The sequence below is a fragment of the Candidatus Avedoeria danica genome (genome assembly GCA_016703025.1).
In the GTDB taxonomy this organism is placed as follows: Bacteria; Chloroflexota; Anaerolineae; order Epilineales; family Epilineaceae; genus Avedoeria; species Avedoeria danica.
The window spans coordinates 674,180-698,451 of the sequence record JADJCV010000004.1; the positions used below are offsets into that span (position 1 = coordinate 674,180).

18 protein-coding genes and 2 tRNA genes are annotated in these 24,272 nt (G+C 71.2%); 8 read left to right on the forward strand and 12 right to left on the reverse strand.

Annotation, left to right across the window (positions count from 1 at the left end):
- Positions 1–35: 35 nt before the first annotated feature.
- The 3 genes from IPG72_06085 to IPG72_06095 form a co-directional block, all read right to left on the reverse strand.
- Positions 36–106 (reverse strand) — tRNA-Gly (locus IPG72_06085).
- A gap of 33 nt (positions 107–139) precedes the next feature.
- A tRNA-Pro gene (locus IPG72_06090) sits at positions 140–213 on the reverse strand.
- A 119-nt stretch (positions 214–332) separates the two neighbouring features.
- Complete coding sequence (locus tag IPG72_06095) at positions 333–1,835, reverse strand: VWA domain-containing protein (GenBank protein ID MBK6768568.1); 1,503 nt, start codon at positions 1,833–1,835, stop codon at positions 333–335.
- A gap of 206 nt (positions 1,836–2,041) precedes the next feature.
- Here IPG72_06095 and IPG72_06100 point away from each other — a divergent pair, with 206 nt between their 5' ends.
- Together IPG72_06100 and IPG72_06105 are read left to right on the forward strand one after the other, a co-directional pair.
- On the forward strand, positions 2,042–2,329 hold the full coding sequence (locus tag IPG72_06100; protein MBK6768569.1) for a hypothetical protein: 288 nt from the start codon (positions 2,042–2,044) through the stop codon (positions 2,327–2,329).
- A complete protein-coding gene (locus IPG72_06105; protein ID MBK6768570.1) occupies positions 2,329–3,846 on the forward strand; it encodes a hypothetical protein in 1,518 nt (505 codons plus the stop codon). The genes IPG72_06100 and IPG72_06105 overlap by 1 nt, the downstream gene beginning before the upstream one ends.
- Here IPG72_06105 and IPG72_06110 read toward each other — a convergent pair.
- The 3 genes from IPG72_06110 to IPG72_06120 form a co-directional block, all read right to left on the reverse strand.
- Positions 3,804–7,193: a VWA domain-containing protein gene (locus IPG72_06110; protein MBK6768571.1), complete on the reverse strand. Its 3,390-nt coding sequence runs from the start codon at positions 7,191–7,193 to the stop codon at positions 3,804–3,806. The two genes, IPG72_06105 and IPG72_06110, sit on opposite strands and share 43 nt — an antisense overlap.
- Before the next feature lie 8 nt (positions 7,194–7,201).
- Positions 7,202–9,487, reverse strand: coding sequence for a VWA domain-containing protein (locus IPG72_06115; protein MBK6768572.1), 2,286 nt, complete (start codon positions 9,485–9,487; stop codon positions 7,202–7,204).
- A gap of 421 nt (positions 9,488–9,908) precedes the next feature.
- On the reverse strand, positions 9,909–11,837 hold the full coding sequence (locus tag IPG72_06120; GenBank protein MBK6768573.1) for a VWA domain-containing protein: 1,929 nt from the start codon (positions 11,835–11,837) through the stop codon (positions 9,909–9,911).
- Between the two features lie 671 nt (positions 11,838–12,508).
- On the opposite strand from IPG72_06120, the gene IPG72_06125 reads away from it, so the two are divergent.
- Positions 12,509–13,846 carry a VWA domain-containing protein gene (locus IPG72_06125; GenBank protein ID MBK6768574.1) on the forward strand — a complete coding sequence of 446 codons (1,338 nt, stop codon included), beginning with the start codon at positions 12,509–12,511 and terminating at the stop codon, positions 13,844–13,846.
- Between the two features lie 164 nt (positions 13,847–14,010).
- On the opposite strand, the gene lepA is transcribed toward IPG72_06125, so the two are convergent.
- A complete protein-coding gene (gene lepA, locus IPG72_06130) occupies positions 14,011–15,825 on the reverse strand; it encodes an elongation factor 4 (GenBank protein MBK6768575.1) in 1,815 nt (604 codons plus the stop codon).
- 304 nt (positions 15,826–16,129) lie between these two features.
- Here lepA and IPG72_06135 point away from each other — a divergent pair, with 304 nt between their 5' ends.
- On the forward strand, positions 16,130–16,756 hold the full coding sequence (locus tag IPG72_06135; GenBank protein MBK6768576.1) for a hypothetical protein: 627 nt from the start codon (positions 16,130–16,132) through the stop codon (positions 16,754–16,756).
- Positions 16,757–16,786: 30 nt separating this feature from the next.
- Positions 16,787–17,011: a hypothetical protein gene (locus IPG72_06140; protein MBK6768577.1), complete on the forward strand. Its 225-nt coding sequence runs from the start codon at positions 16,787–16,789 to the stop codon at positions 17,009–17,011.
- Here the strand turns inward: IPG72_06140 and IPG72_06145 are convergent.
- Positions 17,008–17,943, reverse strand: coding sequence for an MBL fold metallo-hydrolase (locus tag IPG72_06145; protein ID MBK6768578.1), 936 nt, complete (start codon positions 17,941–17,943; stop codon positions 17,008–17,010). The genes IPG72_06140 and IPG72_06145 overlap by 4 nt on opposite strands.
- A gap of 130 nt (positions 17,944–18,073) precedes the next feature.
- On the reverse strand, positions 18,074–18,517 hold the full coding sequence (locus IPG72_06150) for a dehydratase (GenBank protein MBK6768579.1): 444 nt from the start codon (positions 18,515–18,517) through the stop codon (positions 18,074–18,076).
- Between the two features lie 216 nt (positions 18,518–18,733).
- On the opposite strand from IPG72_06150, the gene IPG72_06155 reads away from it, so the two are divergent.
- The 3 genes from IPG72_06155 (at position 18,734) to IPG72_06165 (ending at position 22,599) form a co-directional block, all read left to right on the forward strand.
- Positions 18,734–19,486 (forward strand): c-type cytochrome, encoded by a 753-nt coding sequence (locus IPG72_06155; GenBank protein MBK6768580.1) that lies wholly within the window; start codon positions 18,734–18,736, stop codon positions 19,484–19,486.
- Between the two features lie 146 nt (positions 19,487–19,632).
- Positions 19,633–21,348 (forward strand): VWA domain-containing protein, encoded by a 1,716-nt coding sequence (locus IPG72_06160; GenBank protein ID MBK6768581.1) that lies wholly within the window; start codon positions 19,633–19,635, stop codon positions 21,346–21,348.
- A gap of 327 nt (positions 21,349–21,675) precedes the next feature.
- A complete protein-coding gene (locus IPG72_06165) occupies positions 21,676–22,599 on the forward strand; it encodes a methyltransferase domain-containing protein (protein ID MBK6768582.1) in 924 nt (307 codons plus the stop codon).
- Here the strand turns inward: IPG72_06165 and IPG72_06170 are convergent.
- The 3 genes from IPG72_06170 to IPG72_06180 all read right to left on the reverse strand — a co-directional run bounded on the left by IPG72_06170 (position 22,559) and on the right by IPG72_06180 (position 24,226).
- A complete protein-coding gene (locus tag IPG72_06170; protein MBK6768583.1) occupies positions 22,559–23,260 on the reverse strand; it encodes a hypothetical protein in 702 nt (233 codons plus the stop codon). The genes IPG72_06165 and IPG72_06170 overlap by 41 nt on opposite strands.
- 102 nt (positions 23,261–23,362) lie before the next feature.
- Positions 23,363–23,680, reverse strand: a complete 318-nt coding sequence (locus tag IPG72_06175; protein MBK6768584.1) for a hypothetical protein — start codon at positions 23,678–23,680, stop codon at positions 23,363–23,365.
- A gap of 66 nt (positions 23,681–23,746) precedes the next feature.
- Complete coding sequence (locus tag IPG72_06180) at positions 23,747–24,226, reverse strand: hypothetical protein (GenBank protein ID MBK6768585.1); 480 nt, start codon at positions 24,224–24,226, stop codon at positions 23,747–23,749.
- Positions 24,227–24,272 lie beyond the last annotated feature (46 nt).

The following is a 24,272-nucleotide window of genomic DNA, read 5'->3' on the forward strand; positions in this document are numbered from 1 at the left end:
GAGCTGTCAGGACGGTGGACGACGGCCCCGACGTGAGCGGGTGGCGGGAATCGAACCCGCACCATCAGCTTGGAAGGCTGGAGCTCTACCATTGAGCTACACCCGCAGCGGCGACGACCGTCCGAAGTCGGCCGTGCTGTCGGGGCGAGAGGATTCGAACCTCCGGCCTCAGCGTCCCAAACGCTGCGCGCTACCGGACTGCGCCACGCCCCGTGTGGCGGCGATTATAGGGGCTGGGACGGGTGGCCGCCAATCGCCCGGCCGGTGCGGCGGATGGGGATGCCGTACGGATCCACGACTTCAGTCGTTCGCCTCCCGCCGCTCTCACCGACCTACGGCCGCCGCGACGGCCAGTCCAGGTTGGCGCACGCGATCGAGCGGGCGACCTGGGCGTAGATCGCGGTCAGCTGCTCCGGGTCGGGGGCTTCGAAGAAGTCCGTCGGCGACGTGGCGACGGCCCGCAGCAGCGCGTAGTCCAGCTCGGTCGGGCTGCCCATGCCGATGACGAACAGGCGCGACACGTTCGGTTTCACGCGCTCCGCCTGATCCAGGATCGCCTGGTCCTCGATCTCGCTCTCGCCGTCCGTGAGGAGCACGACCGCGCGTGTGTTCGTCGGCAGGAGGCGCGGGCCGGTCAGCTCGTCGAATGCGACGCTCAGGCCAAGGTCGACGCGCGTCCCGGCCGCCGTCTGCAGGCCGGTGAGCGCTGCGGTCAGGACGGACTTGTCGCCGGTCAGCTCCTGCACCAGCGTCGCCTCGCGGTTGAACGCCACGAGCGCCGCCCGATCGGCCGGGCGCATGCGCTCGACGAGCACCGCCGCCGCGGCGACGGCTGCCTCCAGGCGCGTCGGTCCGTCGGGCCGGGCAAGTTCGTTCATGCTGCCCGAGTTGTCCATCACGATGATCACGTCCGTGCCGATGTCGGCGCTCTCGCACGACTGGCGGAGTGTGAGCGGTAGGAAGATCGGCATCGGGACCGGCGTCTGGGTCGGACGGGGCGTGGCGGTCGGGAACGGTGTGAACGTCGGCGTGACGGTCGGGTCGATGTCCAGCACCGAGACCTCGGGCACCGGGAAGCGCAGCTGCCCCGGCCGCGAAAGGCCGTCGATGAACGTGGCACTCGCCTTCACGTTCGTCGGCTGCTTCCCGCGCGCCGTCGGCTCGACGGTGTACGCCAGCCGGATGCCGCCGAAGGGCACGTCGGTGAGGTCCCAGGAGAGAGTTTGGCCGTTCACCCGCGGCGCCGGGCCGGCGACGGTGGCGATGAAACGCATGCCGGCCGGCAACTCGTCCGTGATGTGGACCTCGCGGGCCAGAACGTCCGCCGTCAGCCGGTTGGCGATCTCGGCGTAGATCGCGTTCAACGTGTCCGTGGATGCGGCGATGAACGCGTCCTCGGGCGTCGACGCGGCCAGCGTCATCAGCATCGGGTCGACGTCGCCGAAGCCGATCGTGAAGATCTGCGTCCCGAGCAGCTTGGCGGCGGCGGCCGCATCGAGCGTCTCGTCCGGCCCACGGCTCGGCCGTCCGTCCGTCAGCAGGATGATCACCGGCTTCGCGTCGTCGCGGTGGCGCACCCCGAACAACTCGGCGGCCGCAACGTCGATCGCGCGGGCGATGTCCGTGCCGCCAAGCGGCTGCAAGGCGGCGATCGCCGCGCGTGCCGCCGTCGGATCGTTGGAGAGGGGCTGGACGAGGGAGGCCGTGTTGTTGAACGCCACGACGGCCACGCGGTCCTCGCTGAAGTCGATCCCGCTCAGGAAGGCCGTCGCGGCCTGGCGCGTGGCCGTGATCCCGTTGTTCTCGGTCATCGAGAACGAGCGGTCGATCGCCAAGACGATATCGGCCCGCGGCAGCGTGTTCCGGGCACTCGCCGCCGACGATCAGCTCGACGGTGACGCGTCCGCCCAGGCGCAGGCTTTCGGGCGCCGCGCGCTTGTCCCCCCGCACGCGGCATGCCCCGCCGCGCGCCAGGGGCGGCTCGGCCGGTGCGCCCGGATCGCGTTCCCAGACGCGCACCGTGTTCGCGGCGCGGTCGAGGGTGTACACCCGCCCGGCGGCGTCGACCGCCAGATCCACGACATCCACACCGCCGGCGGAGAACGCGCCGACGTCCCACGCGGCCAACGCCGTGCCGTCCTGGGCGAGCTTCCAGACGATGCCCTCCGTCGTCAAGACATGCAGCCGCCCGGACGCGTCGAGGGCAATCCGGGTCGGGATGCCGTCGATGGGCAGCACGCCCGTGCGCGTTGCGTTCTCGTACACCTCGACGGTATGCGCCGTGCGGTTCACGGCGAACAGGCGGACAGGCGCGCCCGGCGCAGCCTGATGGCTGGCCACATCCCAGAAGAGCTCCCACGGCTGGCCGGCCGTCCGCAGCGGGAAGCCGCCTGCCGGCAAGAGCGTGCTCGTCAGCCCGACGTCGCGGGCGAAAGCGTACGCGCCGTCGGCGGCGGTGAGGCGGGTGCCGGACGGCTGAACGGTCAGGCCCGTTACCCACCACCGCCGTCCGGATGGGCCGAGCTGCAGCGTGGCCAGCAACTGCCCGGCCGGGCCAAGGCGGTGCATCCGCCCGAGCTCGGCGACGACGAGGCCCCCGTCCGCCAGGCCGCCGATGTCGACCGCCGGCTGCGGGAGGTCAAGCTGGCGCACCGCACGCCCGTCGGCTCCGAACGCCTGCACGCGCGGCCAGGCATCCGCCACCCAGATTTGGCCATCGGGCGCGGCGTGGATCGCCGCCGGACGGTTCAGCCGGCCCAGCGGATAGCCGGTGAGGCGCCAACTGGTGGCCGCAGCGCTCTCGCGCGGACGCCATGGGAAGCGGACGATGCCGTGGAACTGGGTGGCCACGCGCGCTGCCGTGGCGAACACGCCGTAGCGCGACACGACGGACATCGCCTGCAGACTGTCGAAGTACAGCGCGGCGCTCGACTGGTCCTTGCCGCTCTCGAACCAGTAGATCACGTCCGACGCCATGACGTACAGGTCGCCGCGCTCGTCGAGCGCCACATCGAGGGGCGCACGGGCCACGGCCTGACGCGCCACCTCGCGGCCCGTCCCATCGTGCACCGTGACGATCCCGGCGCCGGCCTGCGCCACGACGATCCGCCCATCGGCGGCAATCATCACGCCGCGCGGCTGCGCGAGCCCGGTCACCCGACCGGTTGGCTGACCGGCCGCGTCGAACAGGAGAACCTCACCCTTGGACGGTTCGCTGACCGCCAAACGGCCGCCGCCGAACGCGATGCCAAACGGTGCGACGAGCGCGCCGCCGGTCCACTGGGCGGACGGCGTGCCGTCCCTTTCGAAGACGAGCACGGCGCCCTTGCCCGGGTCGGTGACGTACACCTTCCCGCCGCCGACGGCGATGTCGCGCGGGTCCTTGAAGTCGGCGGCCCCTTCGCCGTGGCGCCCGAACGCCCGGACGAACGCGCCGTCCGTCGTGAACGACTGGATCCGACCGTTGCCCCGGTCGACAACCCAGACTTCGCCGGCGGATACGCCGTCGGTCACGTCGATGCCGCCTGGGTCCAACAGCGAGCCCGGGGCGCCGACGCCCGCGCCGGACCACGTGTCCGCCAAGCGATACGCTTCGCTCAGCGCCGGGCCCTGCGCGCGCACGGCGGTGTGCGGAGAGGCGTTCGGGGATCCAAGGAGCGCGACGGCGCCGACGGCACCGATGCCGACGAGTGCGGCCAGGATCGCACGCAGTTGGGGAGAGCGGTTGGACAGGCGCATCGTCAGGACTCCACGATCGTCGGCGGTCCCGCATTCTACTCCGTATCGCCCGAACCGCCGGCCCGTCACCGCCGGGCGCAGGGCAGCTCGCGGGCGATGTCACGGTAGATGCGGGCGAGGTCCTCGGCGTCGGGCGCCAGGACGAGTTGGGATGGCGCGGTCACGATGCGGCCGAGGAGCACCGGATCGACGTCGTCGCCGAGACCGATGGCATAGACCACGGCGCCGGTCGATCGCAGCTCGGCGGCGCGGGCGAGCACGGCGGACTCGGTCGTGCCGGACGGCTTGCCGTCCGTGAGGACGATGACCGCGCGCACCAGGTCCGGCACGTCCGGCACGGTGGACACGGACTGCGCCGCCTCGGCCAGCCCGAGGTCGAGCCGCGTGCCGATGCCGGGCGCAAGGTTGGCCAGCGCGTCGATGAGCGCGCTGCGGTTGGCCGTGAACGGTTGCACGGTCTCGGCCGTGCTGTCGAATCGGACGACGGACGCGCGGTCCCTGCCCAGTTCGAGGATGTCGATCATCGCGCGGGCCGCACCGACGGCCGCGTCGAGCTTGGTGCGGCCCGCACGCGTCAACGCCGTCATGCTGGATGACGTGTCGAGGACGAGCACGACCGCGAGCGGGGCGTGGCTCGTCTCGCAGCGCTCGTTGGCCAGCACCGGCAGGTAGATCGGCGCCGGAACGCGCGTCGCGGTCGGCGTAGGGGTCGGCAACGGCGTGTCGGTCGGCGTCGGGGTGGCGCTCGGCGTGACGCCCGGCAGTGGCGACGGTGTCGCGGTCGGGGCGATGACCTCGACGGTGGGCACCGGGAACGCGATCCGCCCGCGCGCGCCGAGGCCGTCGACCCCCTCGCCGGCGGCGACGACGTTGGTCGGATGGACGCCCGTCTCCGTCGGCTCGAGGAGATAGGTCAGGTCGAGGCCGGCGAGCGGCACGTCCGCCAGCTGCCAGACGAGCCGACTGCCGTCGAAGGCCGCCGCCGGGTTCGCCGAGCCGTCGACGTAGCGCATGTTCGCCGGCACCTCGTCGACGATCGTGAGGCTGCGGAACAGGACCGTCGCCGCAAGGCGCTGCGCGATGCCGCGATAGATCGCCGCGAGCTCGTCCGCGCCGGGGGCGAATGCGTAATCGGACGGGGCGGAGGCGATGTCGCGCAGGAGCGGCTCGTTGACGCCCATGCCGAACCCGATCGTGAAGATCCGTGCACCTTCGAGCTTCGTCAGCTGCGCTTCGCGCATCGCGTTCATGGCGTCCGATCCGCCGTCCGTCAAGAGGATGACGACGGCGTTGGCCTGCGGGCGCCGGCGCGGGCCGGTCAGCTCCCGGCGCGCCGCCGCCACCGCCCGGGCGATGTCCGTGCCGCCGCCGGCCTGCAGCCCGGTGATCGAGGCCTCGACCGTCACCGGGTTCCCGGTCAGCGGCACCTCGAGCACGGCGTCCTGGTTGAACGAGACGAGCGCGATGCGCGTGTCCACGATGTCGATCGCATCGAGGAACGCGATTCCGGCCGCCTTGGCGGCATCGAGACTCGGTCCGACCATCGAACCGGACACGTCGAGCACGAGGACGATGTCGTTGGCTGTTCGCGTCGCCGGGCACGTGCCTTCGATATGCAGCGTGACCGTCGTCTGCTCGCCGAGGACGAGCCGATCCGGCGCCGCCCGTTTGTCGCCGCCGGGCACGCAGCTCGGCTCGAATGTCGGCAGGTCGGCCGGGCGCAGCAGCGGATCCGGCGCCCAGGCCGTCACCTCGTTGCGCCCGTTGTCGACGACGAGCACCCGGCCCCGCTCATCGACGCTCAGGTCGGCCGGCGCAGAGTTGTCGTCGCCCGCTGCGGCCACGGACCACGCGGCCACGAGCGTGCCGTCGGGTCGATAGCGCCACACCCAGCCGAAGCGGTTGAGAACGTAGGCATCGCCGAGCGGGTCGGATGCCACGCGCAGGGGCTGGCCGGGCACCGCCCATGCCGCTTCGACGGTGAGTCGGTCGGCGTGGCGGCGTTCGAGCGTACCGGCGCTGCGGTTGACGGTCCACCAGCTCCCGGGTCCGGGCGCGAAGTCCCAGAGCGCCGCGAACGCGCCGGGCCCCGGCTGGAACGTCGTTTCCACGGCCGGCGTGCCGTCGGCGGCGAACCGCACGAAGCGCTGGCGGCCGAGGTCGAGCACCGTCACCGCACCGGTCCCGGCGTTGACGTCGACGGCGCGGGCCCACGGGTAGTCGGCCCCCTGCGGCAGGTTGCGGCGCCACACGGGCGTCCCGTCCACAGTCAGCCGCTCGACGCGCGTGTCGCGCACCAGCACGAGCCCGTCGTCCAGGACGCTCACGTCGTTCACGTCGCCCACCGGGCTCTGGTCGATCGGCAGCCCGTCGAGGTCGAAGCGCTGCGCCCGGCGCCAGCGATCGACAACGGTGATCGTGGTGCGGCCGGCGATGATGGCGGGGCGATCGATCAGGCCAAGGGGCGCCGGCACGGTGCCCCACTCATCCAGCAGCTGGGTGCCCCGCCAGAGCCGCACACCGTGGAGCGGCCGGTTGTCGTCGCGCACCGTCGCCAGGACGGTGCCGTCGCCGGCGACGGCCACCCCGGTCGCGCCCGGCGCCGCGAGGCGGATGCCGCGCTCCGGCAGCCCCGGCGTCAGGTCGCGTCCGACGACGGCGTCCGGCCGCGTCGTCGCGCCGGTTTCCGTGGACCAGACCGTGCCGTTCGGACCGGCGACGACGTCGTGCGGGCTGGCGCCGGCCGGCAGCGGGCCGCTCGAGTCGATCTGAACGCCGGACGGATCGAACATCGTCAGGCGCTGGTTGCCGGTGTTGGCGACGACGACCCGTCCGTCGGGGAGGACGGCCAGGCCCTCCGGGCGATTCAGAAGGTCCCCGTTGCCGAAACTCCCCAACGTCCCGAGGCGCGCCCCGTTGGCGCTGAACCACGCCACCCGGCTCGTGCGGTTCTCGGTCACGAACACGGCGCGCCCGTCGGCGGACGTTGCCACGCCGTGCGGGCCGCCGAGCCCGGTCCACTCGCTGCGGTACACGCCGTCGATGCTGAACACGGCGATGCGATCGTGGCCGCTGTCGGCGACGTACACCCGTCCGCCGCTGATCGCGGCGCCGGTCGGGTTGCTCAGGCCGCCGGGTGGGGGCCCCGCCGCGCCGATCGTCGCGAGGTGGCGCCCGTCGCGCGCAAAGACCTGAACGCGATCGTTGCCGCTGTCGACGACGAGCACCGTGTCGTCGAACGGGTCGACGGTGATGCCGGTTGGGCCCTGGAACGCGGTGGGCGGCAACGGCTGGGCCTGCGACGCCCAAGTGGCGACGCGGGCCCACGCCTCGCGTGGCTGGCCGGACTGAACGATCGGCCGCGCCCCCGCCGGGGCGCGGCCGATCGAGACCGTCCAAGCGGCGAGAAGTACGACGGCGCACGTGCGGCGCCAGGGCCGTCCTTCTGCCTTCATCGTCTAGCTCATGGTCGGTCGCGCGGGCACGGGATCAATGCCGCGATCTCACGATAGATCAACTCGAGGTCGTCCGTGGTCGGCGCTTGTCGGAAGTTGTCCGGCGTCGTCGCGACCTCGCGCAGCAGCACCGCGTCGACGTCCGAGCCGAGACCGACCGTGAACACCGCGATGTCGGCGGCCCGCAGCTGGGCGGCCAGCGCCACGACGCGCCCCCGGTCGCCGTTGTTCACGCCGTCCGTCACGAGGACGAGCGAGCGCGTGCTGCCGGGCCGGCGGCGTGCGCTGTTCAGCTCATCGAGCGCCGCTTGGAGCGCCTCGTCGATGTGCGTTCCCGTGCCCTGCAGCGACGGCAAGCGATCGAGCGCCGCGTCGACCGTCGGTCGATCTCCGGTCAGCTCGGCGAGCACCGTGGCCGTACGGCTGAACGCGATGACGGTCGCCTGGTCGCTCAACCCGTCCGACTGCAGCTGCAGGAGGCCCGCCAGCGTCTTGGCGGCCACGATCGCCGCCTGCAACTTCGTCTGCGTACCGCCTGCCGTTCCGCTCATCGACGTCGAAGCGTCGACGACGAGCGCGATGTCGACGCGCTGCAGTTCCGGCGGACACGGGTCGGGCGTGGCCGTCGGCAGCGGTTCGGGCCAGCGGTTCAGCGCGATCGGGAAGTAGCGCGCTTCCGGGGTCGGCGTGTTCGTCGCGGTTGGGGTCGGCGTGCTCGTCGAGGTTGGCGTCGTCGTCGGCGTGTTCGTCGGCGTCGCGGTCGGCGCCAGGACGTCGATATAGGCCGACGGGAAGAGCATGTTGCCGTCGATGCCGGACGACTCATGCCACGCCGCCCACGCGTCCTGGCTGATCGGCAGCGTTCCGGCCTCCAGCGGGCGGACCGTGTAGGTCAGCGTCATCCTCTCGGAGACGGTCACGAGGTCGGTCACCTTGATGCCCGTGGCCGGTGAGATGACGGAATGGGCCCAATGCCAGTCCGTCGTGGTCAGAGGCAGCGTCGGATGGACGCCCCACCACTCCATGTGCGGGTCCTTCCGCACCGATAGGGCCGGCGACGGCGAGCCGTCGACGAGCGCCATCTCCGGGGCGAGGGTGTCGCGGATGAGGAGCTGGTCCATGTTCGTCGGGACCGTGACGGCCAGGGTGGACTGGTAGAGCCCGATCAGCTGCTTGAGTTCACGCTGGGTGAATTTGTAGCGGCCGTCCGTCGCCAGCTGATCCAGCCTTCGCTTCCAACCACCGCGTCCGATGAACACCGTGACGACCTCGATGTCCCGGCCGACCTTCGCCCGGTTGAGATCGCGGGAGCAGAAGCCGCCGTCGGACAGGATCAGGATGACCTTCCGTCGGACGGGCTCGCCCTCGGCGCTCCTCGGTCGCTTGTTCAGCTCGGTCTCCGCGACGCGCAGGCCGAGGTCGATTCGGGAAAGCCCCTCGCCCTTCAGTCGGTTGCCGCTCGAGCCGACCTTCTTGCCGAGCTCACCGTCGTGGAGCGTGAGGATCGTTCGGCCGCGGCTGCCGAAGGCGGCGAAGCCGAGGCGCAGGACGCCCGACTCGATGTCTCCGCTGATCGCCGGGTCATTGACGAAGTCGCGCATGAAGATCGAAACCTCGCGGAGGAGGTCCTCGCTGCCCGCAGGCTCCGGGTCCGTCAAGTCCGAGCCGCCCGGCTCGCGCGTCGGCACCGGGATGCCGGGCTGCGGCCTGGGCTCCGTCGTCCGCGTCGGGAATGGATCCTGCAGCGGTGCGCCGTCGTTCACCAAAGGCGGTGGCGGCAGCTTCTCCGTTGGCGTCGCCTTCGGTTCGAGCGTGGGGCGGATGCCGCCGCCGCCCGGCGGGGTTTCGATGCAGCCGGGCGGCTCAGTGTTGTCGCGGCCGACCCCTGGACCGCCACCCCCCCCTGGGTTACCGGAGCCGGGCGTCGCACTGGGCTCCGGCGTCCGCTCGACGGGCGGCGTGACCCGCGGGTCGAGCGTCGCTCCGGGCGTCGGCAGCCGGCCGCCCCGGTCTTCGGCCCGCGTCATCGAGTTCGATTCGTCGGCCAGGATGACGATGTCGATCGGCGCGCGCTTGGCGACGCACGTTTGGGTGAAGACCATCGTGACATCGGCGCTCTGGCCAAGGATGATCTCGCCGGGTTCGACCGACTTGTAGGTTGCGGTCGAACACTGGTTGGCGGGCGGCGTGACCCCGGTCTGCCTCGCAGGCGAGGCATGGGTCAGCGCTGCCATCGACAGGAACAGCACACAGAGTGGGGCGACTATCAGCCCCCAACGACGAATGTGGCGCATCGATCATCGACTCCTTGTGACGTGCCGACGCGCATCGGCCCCACCGTCCTGGTGCTGCCATCTCTCGGAGGCGCGTCAACACAGATGGCCGGTCGCCCGTATCGACCGGCTCCCCCTTCTGATCGAGATTATAGGCGGTCGTGAGCGTGATGAGAACCACGTCTGCACATTTGCGCCGCGCCACGCTGCGCGGAACCGGGGTCGGCCGCACAGGAATTGAACAAGGATTGCCCAAGCCGCGCGGTTGCGTGTGCGCCACATGTCGCTGGTGCGGCACCCATGCTCGACGGTGCGGCACCCATGCCGGTGATCCAGTACAACGACGGAGGGCCGAACCTGTCACCAGGTTCGGCCCTCCGCTACGCGCGTCCTAGGACGTATCGACTACATGTTCCCGATGTTCATGCGCGCCGACGTCCGATCAATTGGTCCCTCGTCCGGCCGGCGGCCACGGCTGGCCCCAGTCGTGGCGACCGCTGCACGAGAACGTGTCGGCGATCTGAGCGTAGATGCTCTGGATCCGATCGCCGCGCGGCTCGATGAAGCTCAAGCTCGGGCGAGATGCACACGTTTGGAGCAGCGACGGCAGCACCCGATCGATCAGCTCGGGCGCATCGGCCCGGCCGAACCCGATCGTGTAGACCGTGATGCCGGCGTCGTTGGCCCGCTGGGCGGCATCGATGACCGTGCCCTCCTGATTGCCGGTCACCGGATGGATCGGCACGCGGTTGGGCAGGCCGTCCGTCAGCATGACCATGATCGGCGTGCTGTAGCTGTGGCGCAGGGCCGGCGGCAACGCCTCCATGCCCTTGTCGAACGCCTTGTCCAGGCGCGTGCCTTCCTTCTGGCGCCGCTCGAGGTTGTCGAGGGCGGCGAGGATCGCGCCGCGGTTGTTGGACAGCTTGGCTTCGATCCAGGCGTCGTCGTTGAATCCGACGATGGCGACCTGGTCGTGGTGCCCAAGGTGGTCCGGCGTCAGGCGCAGCATGTTGACGAACGCCTTGGCGGCGCTGATCACGGCGGCCTTCTTCTGCCCGCCGTCCTCGCTGGGCCGGTTCATGCTCGTCGACATGTCGATGACGAGCGCGACGTCGACGAGTTCGTCCTCGCAGTACTCCTTGACCGAGATCGGGAGGTAGATCGGTCCCGGCCGCGGTGTCGGGGTGACTGTCGGGGTGTTCGTCGGCGTGACCGTCGGGCCGATCGTGTTCGTCGGGGTCGGGGTCGGGGTCGGCGGCGGCGGCGGCGGGGCGGTGCTGGTGGCCTGCGGGTCGGCCTTCAACACGAGCACCCACGGGTCACGGAACGTGAACTCACCGCTGCGGTTCTTGTTGTCCGTGTACGTGCCGTACGCGCCGTTGTTTGTCGGGTGGTAGCCAAGCTCGAGCGGTCGGAGCTTGAAGGAGAAGGTGACGCCTTCCTTCGGGATGTGCGTCTGGGCCCACTCGAGGTACTCCCAGTTCGCCCCATGGCCGTTCGGTTCGGGCAGCGCCGAGTTCTCGATGTACTGCATGTTGTCGGGGATGTTGTCGATCACGGTCAGCCGCTTGAGGATGATGTTCTGGAACTGGCGGCGGATCGTATCGAAGATCTGGCCGAGCTGGCTGGACTGGCGCGCCTCGAAGAAGTAGCGCGGGCTCGTCGCCGCCGAGCGCATGCACTGCACGTCGCAGCCGCCGCCGACGCAGACCGTGATGACGAGGATGCCCTGTCCCTTGGCCTGACCGGCAGCCGCGATCACGGGCGGGCAGCCAGCGTTGTTCTCGCCGTCCGAGACGACGACCATCACCTCGCGGATCGAGTCGCGGTCGCCGGCGCCCGAGCGGCCGCGGTTCATCACACCGAGGCCGGTCTTGATCCCGCAGTCGATGCACGTCCCGCCGGCGGCACCGACGCGCCCGACGCAGCTGGACGCCTGGCTCTCACGGTTCGTCAGCTGGCAGAGCACCTTGGCCGACGAGGCGAAGGAAACGACGCCGACCTGCGTGCCCGGGTTGTCTTTCATGTCCAAGCGGTCGATGAGCTCGCGCCCCGCCTTGCGCAGCTGCTGGTTCGGTTCACCGGCCATCGAGCCGGACGAGTCCAGCACGAGCACGATGTGCAACGGGAACGACTCTCCGGCGCACAACGCGGTCACGGTCAACGTCACGTCAACCGTTTCACCGAGCAGCACCATCTGCGGATCTGCCGTCTTCTTCTGAATGGCGACGCATGAACTCTTGAGCGTCCCCTGCTGCAACCCGGCCTGTGCCGGGCTGGCCTTGGCCGGATCCCCATGGACCATCGCCAAGCCTGCCAACGCGATCAGCCCGAGGCCGACCGCCACCCCCATCGATCGTAACCGGCGCATACCCCTCATCTCCTTACTCCCGTCTTCCTGAGCGATCTTCGCTCAACCGGCGGCCACCGGTGCACAGGTGGCCAATGTGAAGAACGAAGCCGCTCGGATCACCGCGGATCCGCACACGGCTCGCTTGTCCACCTCGCGCCTGAAGGGCAAACGCGCGGCCGAACGAGCCGGCGCCACCGCGGAGCGGCGCCTGGGCGGCAGTATAGGCCCGCCGCCAGCAAGTTGTCAACGACTCGTCAGTGTTTGGTCACGTTTGTCACCGCGCGACCGTCGTCCTACAGTGCGATGAATCGGGCGATGGATCGGGCGACGGATTGTCGGCCTGCCGACCGTCTCCAAACACGGGCGAGATCGTCTCGATCGGACCGGACTCGGCTATCGCCGTATCCGTTCCAGCGTTAACAACCCATAAGCGCGCCGTTTCGGACAGGGCGGGGGAAAACGACCGTCGTTGCGGGGCGCTTGGGCGAGGAACCACTTCGATCATCCGAGTTCGGGGCCGTTCGCGGCCACCGTGCCCCAGGAGCCTCAGAGATGAACGGACCGGTGATGAACGGAACGATGCGCGCAACGCGACTGGGCGTCGCGGCGCTGCTTGTCGGTCTGCTGGCCGGGACCGCGACGGTCGCCGGGCCGGGCTCGCGCACCGTGCGGGCGCAGGAAGCGCTCCAGTGCACGATCACGGGCACCAAGACGGCCTCTCCGGCCAAGATCCGCTTGGGGAGACCGTCGAGATCCGGCTCACCCTCTCGGCGAAGTGCCCGCCGGCCCAGTATCGCTCGGCCGACATGGTCGCCGCGGTGGACACGAGCCTCTCGATGACGAGCGGCGGCAAGCTGGCGGCGGCGCAGGCGGCGGCGCACAAGATGGTCGACACGTTGGACTTCAGCTTGCAGAAGATGGCGATCCTGAGCTTCTACAGCAGCGCCCGAATGGTCATCGGGCTTTCGAGCGATCCGGCGGCGATCGATGCCGCGATCGACGCCATGCCCATCGACCGCGGCACGAACATCGCCAACGCCATCGACGTGGCGCAGGAGGAGCTGACGCGCAACGGTCGGGCGGACGCCCGGCCCGTGATCATCCTCATCACGGACGGCGCGCCGAACGAACCGGCCGCCGGACCGGAGCAGCAGGCGATCCTAAGCGCGAACGCCGCCAAGGTGGCCGGTACGACGATCTACACGATCGGCCTGGGCAGCGGCGCGGCCGAGACGCTGCTCAAGCAGATCGCATCGGGACCCGAGTACTACTACTTCGCGCCGAACAACGACCAGCTGAACGCGATCTACGAGCAGATCGCGCTAGTCGTCGCCAACTTCACCGTGCGCAGCGTCGGGATCGGGGACGACCTCGGCGTGAACGGTCCGTTCGTGGCCGGATCGGGTGCCCCGGCGCCGACCGTCGCGGGCGACGTCCTCGGATGGGCGGTCGACACGTTGACCGAGACGCCCGTGGAGCACGTCTACCAGATCAAGCCGACGAAGGTCGGCATCTACCCGGCCGCCGACCGCACCGCGGCACGCTACCTCGACATCGATGGCCAGGAGCGTGAGTTCGTCTTCGAGCAGCCGCAGATCGAAGTCCTCGACCCGCCGAACACGCGCGCGTGTTCCGACGGCCGCGGTTGGAGCATCAACGTCCACAGCTTCCCGGACAGCGTCGGCGTGTCGTCGGTCCGGCCACAGGGCTGCAACATCCGATTCGACTCCGGCGACTGGGCGACGGGCACGACGTACCGCCTTCCGCAGCTCGAGTACGTCCTGACGGACGGCAGCGGCACCAAGGAGCTCTTCCGCGGCTCGGCCGTGCAGGGCCCGGGCCGCGTCGACGAGTTCCTGCCGATCCGCGTCTGCCAGGCGCCGCCCTACAAGCTGCGCCTCGTGACGACCGAGCTCGCCGGCTACCAGCTCTGTCCGAACGCTTGGCGCGAGCGCACGATCACGCTGCGCGACTTCCGCCCGGTGAACTTCCGGAACACGCTGCTGCGGTTCGGGTTCTACCGCTGACCACGCGCGTCGAACGAAGCGCGGCAGGACCACTCCCGCCGGGCTTCGGGGAGGACGTCAGGACAGGATGAGGGACGGCGGCCGAGCGACGGGGCGATGGGTTCGACGGCAGTGCCCAGCTACGACAGTGTTTGGCTACGACAGCGCTCACCAACGACAGTGCTTCAGCTGTTGTCCTGCTGGCCGAGCTTGAGCACGGCCAGGAAGGCATCCTGCGGGATGTCGACATTGCCGAGGCGCTTCATGCGCTTCTTGCCGGCCTTCTGCTTCTCGAGCAGCTTGCGCTTGCGCGTGATGTCGCCACCATAGCACTTCGCCAAGACGTCCTTGCGCAACGCCTGAACCGTCTGGCGGGCGATGATCCGTGTGCCGATCGCGGCCTGGATCGGCACCTTGAACATCTGGCGGGGGATGACGTCCTTGAGCCGGCGCGTGAGCGCTTCGCCGATGCCGTACGCCTTGTCGCGGTGGATGATCAACGACAGCGCATCGACGGCCTTCTCATTGAGCAGGACGTCGAGCTTGACGAGGTCGCCGGTCCGATAAACATCGAATTGGTAGTCCATCGAGGCGTAGCCGCGCGTTCGGCTCTTCAGCTGGTCGTAGAACTCGGTGATCAGCTCACCGAGCGGGATTTGGAAGTGCATCATGACGCGGCCCTCGCTCGGGTACTCCATCGAGTCGAACAGGCCGCGCCGCTCCGTCACGAGGTCGATGATCGGGCCGATGTACGTGCTCGGCGCCCAGATCGTCAGCCGCATCCACGGCTCCTCGATCTCGTCGATCTGCGTGGCCTCGGGCAGCGCCGCCGGGTTGTCCACCTCGATGATGTCGCCGCTGTTGAGCATCACGCGATAGATGACGGACGGCGCGGTCTGGAGCAGATCGAGGTCGTACTCGCGTTCGAGGCGCTCCTGCACGATCTCCATGTGGAAGAGGCCGAGATAGCCGCACCGGAATCCGGGGCCGAGCGCGACCGAGCTCTCCGGCTCGATGACGAGCGCGGCGTCGTTCAGGCGAAGCTTGTCGAGCGCATCCCTGAGCGCCTCGTAGTCCTCGGTTTCGGTCGGGTAGAGACCGGCGAAGACCATCGGCTTGGCGGCGCTGTAGCCGGGCAGCGCTTCGGTGGCCGGATTCAACGCCGTGGTGAGCGTGTCCCCGACCTGGACGTCGCGCAGCGACTTCAGCCCGGTCGCCACGTAGCCGACCTCGCCGACCCCGAGGGATTGGACGGGCCGCATATCGGGCGCGAACGTCCCGATTTCGATCGGCTCGTGCTGCAGCCCGGTCGCGAGCATCTTCAGCTGCTGCCGGCCGCCGATCGCGCCATCGACGACGCGCACGTAGGCGATCACGCCCTTGTAGGTGTCGTAGTGGCTGTCGAAGACGAGCGCCCTGAGCGGCGCGGCCGGGTCGCCGCTCGGGGGCGGGATCCGGCGGACGATCGCCTCGAGGACGGCGGCGATGTTCGTCCCTTCCTTGGCCGAGACGCACAGGACGTCCTCGATCTTGCAGCCGAGCAGCGCCGCCACCTGCGCGCTCACCGCTTCCGGATCGGCGGCCGGGAGGTCGATCTTGTTGACGACCGGGATGATCTCGAGGTTGTTGTCGAGCGCCAGGTAGAGGTTGGCCAGCGTCTGGGCCTCGATCCCTTGCGTGGCATCGACGATGAGCAGTGCGCCCTCACAGGCCGCCAAGGCGCGGCTGACCTCGTACGCGAAGTCGACGTGGCCCGGCGTATCGATCAGGTGGAGCACGTACGGTTCGCCGCCGTCGATGCTGTGGCGCATCCGGACGGCGCTGGCCTTGATCGTCACGCCCCGCTCGCGCTCGAGGTCCATGGAGTCGAGCGCCTGCGCCACCATCCGGCGGCCCTCGATCGTGGCCGTCGCTTCGAGCAGCCGATCGGCCAGCGTGCTCTTGCCGTGGTCGATGTGCGCAATGATGCAGAAGTTGCGGATGCGCTTGGGGTCGATCATCGGCGACGCTCGGCTTGCGCGCCGGCGGGCCGGCGAAACGTGATGGGGGGAAGGGGTGGCCGGTACGCCTTCGATGGAGTGGCTGCGGCCACCCACCTCTGTCGGATAGCGATGGCATCGCGTGGGAACTGCGTACCGGGAAGCATGCGAGTATAGCACAGGGCTCTGGCGGTCGCGCCGCGGACGGGCGTGCGGCGGGACCGTGCAACCGTTTGGCGGCCACGGGCGTACACTTGACCTGGCCGGGACGACCCGCCCGCGCCGGCCTTTCCGTACATCCTGACCACGCAAGGAGTTGCGAGCGATGAACGAGCCAACACCCGTCGACAGCGGCGCCGACGCGCCACCGGTTCAGACCCAGAGCGAACGACTGGCAACGGCCGCCGACAAGATCGTCCACGAAGCGCAGACGCGGCTCGACAAGGCCACGGCCGTCGCAGGCGATGCGTTCGAGCGCCTGAGCGACGAGGCGGACGAGATGCGCGAGCGGGCCGGACAGTCCGCCGAGAACGTCGTCGACGAGCTGCGCGGGATCGGCAGCCGCCTCGCCGCGGCGCTGCAGGCGGCAGCCTCGACGCCGGAAGCCGAGAACCTCAAGGGTGACATCCGCGAGGGCGCGCAACGCCTCGTCAACGAGCTGCAGGCCGTGATCAAGGCGTCGCCGATCGGCAAGATGGGCGGCCGCTCCGATGCCGCCGCCGAAGGTGGGGGCACCGATGCTCCGGCCGTCGAAGGCGTGGCAGAGGTGCCGTCCGCACCGTCCACCCAGCGCATGGCGACGACGGTGCGCGCCGAGCTCGCGAACGCGCTCCGCAGCCTCAATCGCGCGCTCGATCGATTGGCCGGCCAACTCCAGCCGCCGGCTGCCGTCGTCGATGTCGCTGCGCAGCCCGCACCGAGCGGCGCTTCCGATGACGCGCCGACCGCCTGACGGGCACCGGCGCGTGCCGGGCGGCGGGCGATGAGCGACGCGGCAAGCGATCGCGCGACGGCGTGTGCCACGGTGTGGCGCAAGTACCCGGCGCTCGCGAACGTCCAGCCGACCGTTCGTACGGAAGGGGACGGCTCGGTCTTCACGTTCAAGGCGGCGCGCGCCGCCGGCGGCACCGGCCCGCCGGTGGCGCTCGTCGTCCGCGTGACCGTCGGCACGGACGGGCGGGTGCGGCGCGTCGTCGCGGCTCGCTAGCGCGCGGGCCCGCGCCGTTCCGTTCGCACGAAGCGCCAGGCGCCGTCGCGGACCGTCCGCGCGGCGTGGCCGCGGTCGACCAGCCAGTCAAGCAGGGCGATCGTCACGGTCAGGGCGCGGCCGGCGTCGTCGGGGTCGTCGCCCATGCCGAGCCGAGAGCTGACCTCCCAGGCAGTCAGCGGCTCAGCCGATAGCGCATGCCGGGCGGATTGCAGCGCCAGTCGCGACTCGGCCAGGCGGCGGGCAACGAGGATCCGCGGCGCGCGGATCGGCTCACCGTGGCCGGGAAGCCAGAGGTTGACCGACCGTCGGGCCAAGGTGCGCCACGCCTCCACGAGTTGGGCGAGTTGCGGGGCACGCATGCCGCCCGGCCCGGTCGGCACGACCTCCGCGAGCGTCGCCCGCCGCCGATCGATCAAGTCGCCGGTGATCGCCATCGCCCGATGCGCGTGGACGAGGACGAGATGGTCCGTGCTGTGGCCGCCGGTGTGGTGGGCGGACCACGACAGCAGGCCGTCCGGGTCGCCGGCGCGCGGGTCGAGCGGCTCCCCGTCGGCCAGCGCCGCGCACGCCGACGGGGGCACGCCGAGCGGTTCCGCGGCCAGTTCGGCCGCCAGCCGCGCCCGCCATCCGTCCGCCGACTGCGCCGCCAAGTGCGCCGGCATGCCGGCCGCTCCGGCCGCGCGGAGTGCTCGCTCCGCGCGCTGTTCGGCCGCCGCCGACGGGTCCACGAGTGCCGGAAGCGCGCCGGGATGGGCGAAGATGCGCGCGCCGCTGTCGGCCTGAACGCGTGCCGTCAACCCGGCGTGGCCCCCATGCGCGTGCGTAAGGACGATGCGCTGGATGTCGTGGAGCCCCAAGCTCAGCGCGGCCATTGCGTCGCGCACGGCGGCGTAGGCCGCATCCGTCGCCGGACCGGGATCGACGAGCACGACCGGCGGCCCCGGGATCAGCCAGGCGTTGCGCGGTTCTGACCCCCGCGGCGCCGGGACGACGATGCGAAAGACGGAGGATCGCTCCGCGGACGGAGAGGGTCTTGGCACGCGTACCAGCACGCGGCCGTCAGTCGGGCGCCGCTGCGACCGCCGACGAGCCGACCTCGGCCGCCGGCCGAGCATCGGAAGCCGAGCCGGCTTCGGCGGCCAAGGCGCGGCTCTTCAACAGGATCTCCCAGCGCCCGCGCTGCACGACGTCGCCGGACGTGTTCATGAGCTTGATGCCGAACGTCACGAGCCCGCCGCCCAGCGCGCGGGCCATGCGGGCCTCGAGCACGTCGATCTCGAGGAAGACGGTGTCGCCGGCGAAGACCGGCTTGCGGAACTTCCAGTCGAGGCCGAGAAAGGCCAGCGTCGTGCCGTCGATGATGTTCATCCGTGCGGCGAGTCCGGTGGCAATCGACAGGCCGAGCACGCCGTGCGCGATGCGCCGCCCGAACGGCGTGGTCGCGGCATAGCTGTCGTCGGTGTGGAGCGGGTTGTAGTCGCCGGAGAGTCCGGCGAACGCCATGATGTCATGATCCGTAACGGTCCGCGACGGGCTGCGGCCGCTGAATCCGGCCGAAAAGTCCTCGAACCACATGCCTTGCGGCCCTTCGACGCGCATCTCGGTCTCGCGGTTGGGTGGCGCGGTCGCCTCGTTCGCCCGGCTGGACCGTGGATTGTAGGCACGACCCGGCGGCGCCGCAACCGCACGCCCTGCGGCCGCAGGGCCTAGAATCAGGCGATGACGAAACAGGCGATGGCGGGCCGCAACGACATGGCCACGCGAACCGGACCCCGCCGGGCAGGGGCAGCTGCGGCCGTCTGGATGGTGAGCCTCGCCGCGTGCACGGCTCCGACGGCTGAACATGGCGTTCGACGGGCGCTGCCAACCGTGTCGACGGCCGGTGCGCCCGTGCCGGCGTTCAGGGCGGATCCGACCGCCGGCGCTCAGCGTTACGCCGAGCACTGCACGGCCTGCCACGGCGCCGTCGGCGCCGGCGACGGCCCGCTGGCCGCCGGACTTCAACCACCGCCGCCGGACTGGACGACGCCCGACGCGCTGCAGCGCCGATCGCCGGCCGTCCTGTTCCTGGCGATTCGCCGCGGCGTGCTCGGGTCGTCGATGAAACGATTCGACCACCTCCTCGATCCGCCGGCTTCGTGGGATGTCGTGTTTCACGTGTGGCAACTGCCGATCGAACCGGAAATGGCGCGCCAGGGCGCAGTCGGCTATGCGCGCGATTGCGCGGCGTGCCACGGGGTGGCGGGAATGCCGGATGCGGCCGCCCGGACGCCATCGCTCGTTCGGCCCGAATGGGTTCGACTGACGCGGGCGCAGCTCGTCGATCTGCTGGCGCGCAGCCACCCCGAGTTCGGCGCACCGTCCGCAGGTGGCACCGATCGAGCATCGGATGCCGCTGCGATCGCCGAGCACCTCTGGTCGTTCCTCACGGCGACGCCGGGGGCAACCGATCCATCGGCGGCCGTTCCGTGACACGCGGCGCGGCCGGGCGCCCCACGGACGGGCGCAAACGGGGCAGCCTCGCCGGGGCCGGACGGGGCAGAGCCGGCTGGCGGCTCGCGCTGTCGGCGGCGATCTTGCTCGCCGGCGTCGGATGGCGGCATACCGGGCGGGCCGGCATGGCGGCTGACGAGCCCACCCCGTGCGCCGCGAGCGCGCAGCGGTCCGTCGCGCCGAGCCCGGTCACGGTCGGCACCCGCGTCACCGTCACGGCGGTCATTCGGATCGCATGTCCGGACGTGCCCGGCCCCGTGGATGTCGCGTTGGCGATCGATCGGTCGGCGTCGATGCGCGGCACGTCGCTGGCCTTCGCCAAGGCAGCCGCCGACGTGTTCGTCGATCGGGTGGAGCTCGGCCGGACGCGGGTCGCGCTCGTGGCGTTCGACGACACGGCGGCCGTCCTCGTGCCGCTTTCGAGCATCCGGAGCCGCCTGCACAGCGCGATCGCCCGGATCGAGGTGCCGCCGGCGGCCGGGACGGACATCGTCCGGGCGCTGCGTGCGGCCGGGCAGGAGCTGGCCGCCGGCGCGAACGATGGCCGTACGGGCCGCGTCCAGGCGATCGTCCTGCTGTCGGACGGCGTGAATAACCGCGGTCCGGACGCGGTCCGGCAGCAGGCCGCCGTCCAACGCGGGAACGACGTCCATCTGACGACCGTGGCGCTCGGCCGGCGCGCCGACGTGGCGCTGCTCGCCGCGATCGCCGCCACGCCGAACGACCACTGGCGGGTTTCGACGCCGGAGGACCTGGCCGGCGTCTACATCCGGATCGCCGAACGGCTGCAGCGGTTGGGCGTGCGGCAGCTGGAGATCGACGACCGGATCGGCGCGACGCTGTCCGCCTGGCCGGGCTCGGCGCTGCCGGAGGGCACGCTCGCGGGCGATGCGCAGCGCTGGACGATCCCGGCCGCGGCCGGCGAGCCGATCACGATCACCTACGGCCTCGCGCCCAGCGCGACGGGCCGTTGGCCGGTCAGCGCGTTCACCGTCGCCACTTTCCAGGATGCGCTCGGCCGCCCGGGTTCGGTCGCGATCCCGATCCCGGTGCTCGACGTCGTCGCCGAGATCCCGTCGCCGACCACGGTCCCGAGCGGCACGCCGACGGCCTCCGCGTCCCCGACGCGCCGACCGACGGCGACCGCCACGCCGGCAACGCCCGCAACCCCGGCAGCAACGCCGTCCGCAACGACGACGGACGCCCCGACACCGCCGACGCCTGCCGGCGCCGGACGCGTCTACCTGCCGATCGCCCTGGCCGGCGGGTGTCTGCCCGGCGCGGCGCCGCTCGACCTCGTCGTCGTGCTGGATGCGTCGACGACGATGGACGGTCGGACGGCGAGCGGCCGGCGCAAGCTCGATGTTGCCGTGGAGGGCATCCGCCGGCTCGTCGACGGCCTCGACGGCCGCGGCGATGTCCGGGTGGCGCTCGTCCGGTTCGATGCCGCGGCAAGGATCTGGATCGCGCTCACCGGTGATCTGCGGGCGGTGCGGGCGGCTCTGGCGGCGCAGATCGACGCCGAACAGGGTTCGCGAATCGACCTCGGGCTCCTTGCGGCGGCCGAGCAGCTCGGTCCGCCCAATGCCGCTCGGCGGCGTGCGGTGGTGCTCGTAAGCGACGGGCAGGTGTTCGGCGCCACCGAGCAGGACGTGCTCGATGCTGCCGCAGCGCTCGGACTGGCCGGTGCCGAGCGCTATGCCGTGGCGGTCGGCCCGTACGCCGCCGAGGCGCTGCTGCGGAACGTGACCGGCGCGCCCGAACGTGTCTTCGATGCGGGGGACGGCGACGGCTTCGTGCGCGCGTTCCGTGCGGTCGGCGGCGCGCTGCCGTGCCCGTAGCGCTCCTGCTTCCGCCGTAGCCAGTGCCCGGCCGGAGCTCGCCGCCAGAGCTGCCCGCACCGCGGCGGCGCACATGGCTTCCCGTAACCCGGCGTCGTCCATCGGGTGCATTCCGGTGCCGCGGCGTTGCGGTCGCGGGGGTGGTCTGCTACACTCGCGCGGCTTTGCGCCCGGCGACCCGACGCCACCCCAACATCGGCCGCGTGATGCGGCCTGCAGAGCGCCGACGAAGACCAAACGGCATGGATCCGGGCACTGGCGTCTTGACGTCATCGCCCGGCGCATCGCCGCCAGCCGGACTTCGCAGGCCTCGTAGGAGCGCGCGCTTTGGTCGAGGACCCCACGACCGCACCAACCGAGCGTTCAGCCCGGCTGCGCACCAACGCCACGGGGTGGGGGTTCGACGCGCCGCGCCTGCGTCGGATGCTGGCCAACGAGGCCGACATGTCGTTCAAGCGGCGGGCGGAAGCGGTGTACGACTTCCTGCGGATCGGGCCCGACGACCGCGTGCTGGACATGGGCTGCGGGCGCGGCTTCTACCTCAAGTTCACGCGCGACCTCTACCCCGCAGCCGATGTCGTCGGCGTCGAACTCGATCGACCGCTGCTGTACACGGCGCGGGAGCAAGTGCCCGGCGCGCGGGTCGTGAACGGCAACGTGTACACCCTGCCGTTCGCCGACGGTGCGTTCACGCGGATCCTGTTCTCGGAGGTTATCGAGCACATCCCGGACGACCGCGCCGCACTCGCCGAGCTGGCGCGCGTCCTGGCCCCCGGCGGCCGGCTGGCGATCACGACGCCCAACGCCGATTACCCGTTGGCGTGGGACCCGATCAACAAGGTGCTCGAGGGGACGATCCGCCGCCCGATCCGCCGCGGCGTCCTGTCCGGGATCTGGGCGAACCACGAGCGGCTGTATACGCCCGAGGATCTGGCGGCCAAGGTGGCCGCGGCCGGATTGATCGTGGACGAGGTCCGCTTCTTCACCCGCTTCGCGTTCCCGTTCATCCACAACCTGGTGTACGGCCTCGGCAAGGAACTCCTCGTCGCCGGCCGCCTTCCGGCCTCGATGGCCGCTGCCGCCGACCGCTTCGACACATCGTCCGATGCGGGCGGCTGGCGGAACCCGATCCGCTGGGGGCTGGCCGCCTTCAACGCGGTCGACCGCCTGAACGATGTCGTGCCGCCCCGGGCCGATGCGCCGTTCCTCATCATCGGCCTGTGCGCCCGCAAGCCGAACGGGGAGGCGTGACCGTGACCGCGCGCGACGCCCGAGCGGTGACGACGTTCGGCCTCGTGGTCGGCGCCCTGGCGCTGGCGCTGTACGCGCAAGCCGTGATCGACCGCGTGCCGTTCGCCGCATGGGGCAGCCCGGACCCGAGCACGGCGATCCGCCGCGGCGGGCTGCTGTTCGTCGTGGCGGCGGTGTGCTGGGCGGTCGCGCTTTGGCGGCTGCCGGATGCGGGCGACGCCCAGACGCCGCCCGACGCGCCGCCCGACGCGCCGCCCGAGGCGGCGCCCGCCCTGACCGGCCGCCGGCTCAGGTTGTTCCTCATCGGCGTCGCCGCAGTGCTCGCCACGACGGTCGTCCTGCCGTTGCTCTTGGCGCCCGGCAGCGGCGGGCTGGCGATCCTGCGGTACAAAGAGGACGTTCCCGACTGGCCGTGGCGATCGAACAACGTGCTGACATGGCCCGGCCTCGTCCTGTGGGTCGTCGGCACGGCGTGCGTCGTGTCGGCACTGCGCGCCGAGACAGTCCGGGCGCGAGGTGCGCCGTCGAGCGGCCGCGCCGCCTGGATCGCCGCGCACCGGCCGGTGCGCTGGCCGGTCCGGCAGCTCGTCGTCGGCGGGGTCGTGCTGGCCGTCGCGGCGGTGTTTCGGCTGTGGGACCTGGACCGCCTGCCGCTCGACATGTCGAGCGATCACACCGAGAAGCTCCTCGACATCTGGGACGTGATCGGCGGTGCGCGCCCGGTCTTCCTCGACCAGAACGCCGGACGGGAGCCCCTCCAGTTCTACCTCACCGCGTTCCTCGTCAAGCTCGGCCTTCCCTTTGGGTTCTGGACGCAGAAGTTCGGCATGCAGCTCGTGTCGATCGCCACCGTGCCGCTCGTGGACGTCGCCGGCAAGCGGATCGCCGGGGCGCGCGTCGGGTGGCTCGCGGCGGCGGGCCTGGCGGTGGCGCAGTGGCACATCCAGATCTCGCGCGCGGCGATGCGAATCGCGTGGTCCCCGTTCTTCAGCGCGCTGACGCTGGCCTGCCTGGTCCTCGCCATGTCGACGGGCCGCCGCAACGCCTGGCTGGCGCTCGGAATCGCGCTCGGCGCCGGCATGTACGGCTACACCGGCTTCCGGCCGATGGCGATCGTCGTCGGTGTGGCGGTCGGCGCGCAGATCGTTCACGCGCTGTGGCGTGGGCCGCGCACCGCTGCGGACGGGCTGCGCGCGGCGGCGCCGGTGCTGGCGAACGCCGCGTCGGCGGCGCTCGTCTCGCTCCTCGTCGCGGCGCCGCTCATCCGGTACGCCACCGACCGGCCCGAATTCTGGGCGCGCACACTCACCCGAATGGCGGGCGACGAGGCGGCGGCGCTGCCCCCGCTGGCCGGCCTTCTCGCCCCGGTACCGGTCGTCGGGCGGACCGTCGCGCTGCTGATGGACCCGCGCTTCTGGCGAAACACGGGCCAGGCGATGGGCATGGCCAACTTCACCGCCGACAGCGCCTGGATCCACAGCCCGCCCGGCCGGCCCGGGCTCGAGACCATCGGCGGCGCGCTGCTCGTCCTCGGCGCCGTCACGGCCGTGGTATGGGCGGTGCGGCGGCGGCACTGGCGGGCCGGCCTCGTGCTGGCGGCGGTGCCGCCGATGCTCCTGGCCAGCATCCTGGCGCTGGCCTACCCGATCGAGGTGCCGCACCTGGCCCGCGCG

Bases quoted from the DNA above. Each gene is read 5' to 3' on its own strand.
- IPG72_06105 (MBK6768570.1), top strand. From the start codon at position 2,329: ATGGCTGGCCACATCCCAGAAGAGCTCCCACGGCTGGCCGGCCGTCCG.
- IPG72_06110 (MBK6768571.1), bottom strand. From the start codon at position 7,193: ATGAAGGCAGAAGGACGGCCCTGGCGCCGCACGTGCGCCGTCGTACTT.
- IPG72_06115 (MBK6768572.1), bottom strand. From the start codon at position 9,487: ATGCGCCACATTCGTCGTTGGGGGCTGATAGTCGCCCCACTCTGTGTG.
- IPG72_06120 (MBK6768573.1), bottom strand. From the start codon at position 11,837: ATGCGCCGGTTACGATCGATGGGGGTGGCGGTCGGCCTCGGGCTGATC.
- lepA (MBK6768575.1), bottom strand. From the start codon at position 15,825: ATGATCGACCCCAAGCGCATCCGCAACTTCTGCATCATTGCGCACATC.
- IPG72_06135 (MBK6768576.1), top strand. From the start codon at position 16,130: ATGAACGAGCCAACACCCGTCGACAGCGGCGCCGACGCGCCACCGGTT.
- IPG72_06140 (MBK6768577.1), top strand. From the start codon at position 16,787: ATGAGCGACGCGGCAAGCGATCGCGCGACGGCGTGTGCCACGGTGTGG.
- IPG72_06150 (MBK6768579.1), bottom strand. From the start codon at position 18,517: ATGGCGTTCGCCGGACTCTCCGGCGACTACAACCCGCTCCACACCGAC.
- IPG72_06155 (MBK6768580.1), top strand. From the start codon at position 18,734: ATGACGAAACAGGCGATGGCGGGCCGCAACGACATGGCCACGCGAACC.
- IPG72_06160 (MBK6768581.1), top strand. From the start codon at position 19,633: ATGGCGGCTGACGAGCCCACCCCGTGCGCCGCGAGCGCGCAGCGGTCC.
- IPG72_06170 (MBK6768583.1), bottom strand. From the start codon at position 23,260: ATGTCGAGCGGCAGGCGGTCCAGGTCCCACAGCCGAAACACCGCCGCG.
- IPG72_06175 (MBK6768584.1), bottom strand. From the start codon at position 23,680: ATGCCGGCGCCGAGCGCGATTCCGAGCGCCAGCCAGGCGTTGCGGCGG.
- IPG72_06180 (MBK6768585.1), bottom strand. From the start codon at position 24,226: ATGCTGGCCAGGAGCATCGGCGGCACCGCCGCCAGCACGAGGCCGGCC.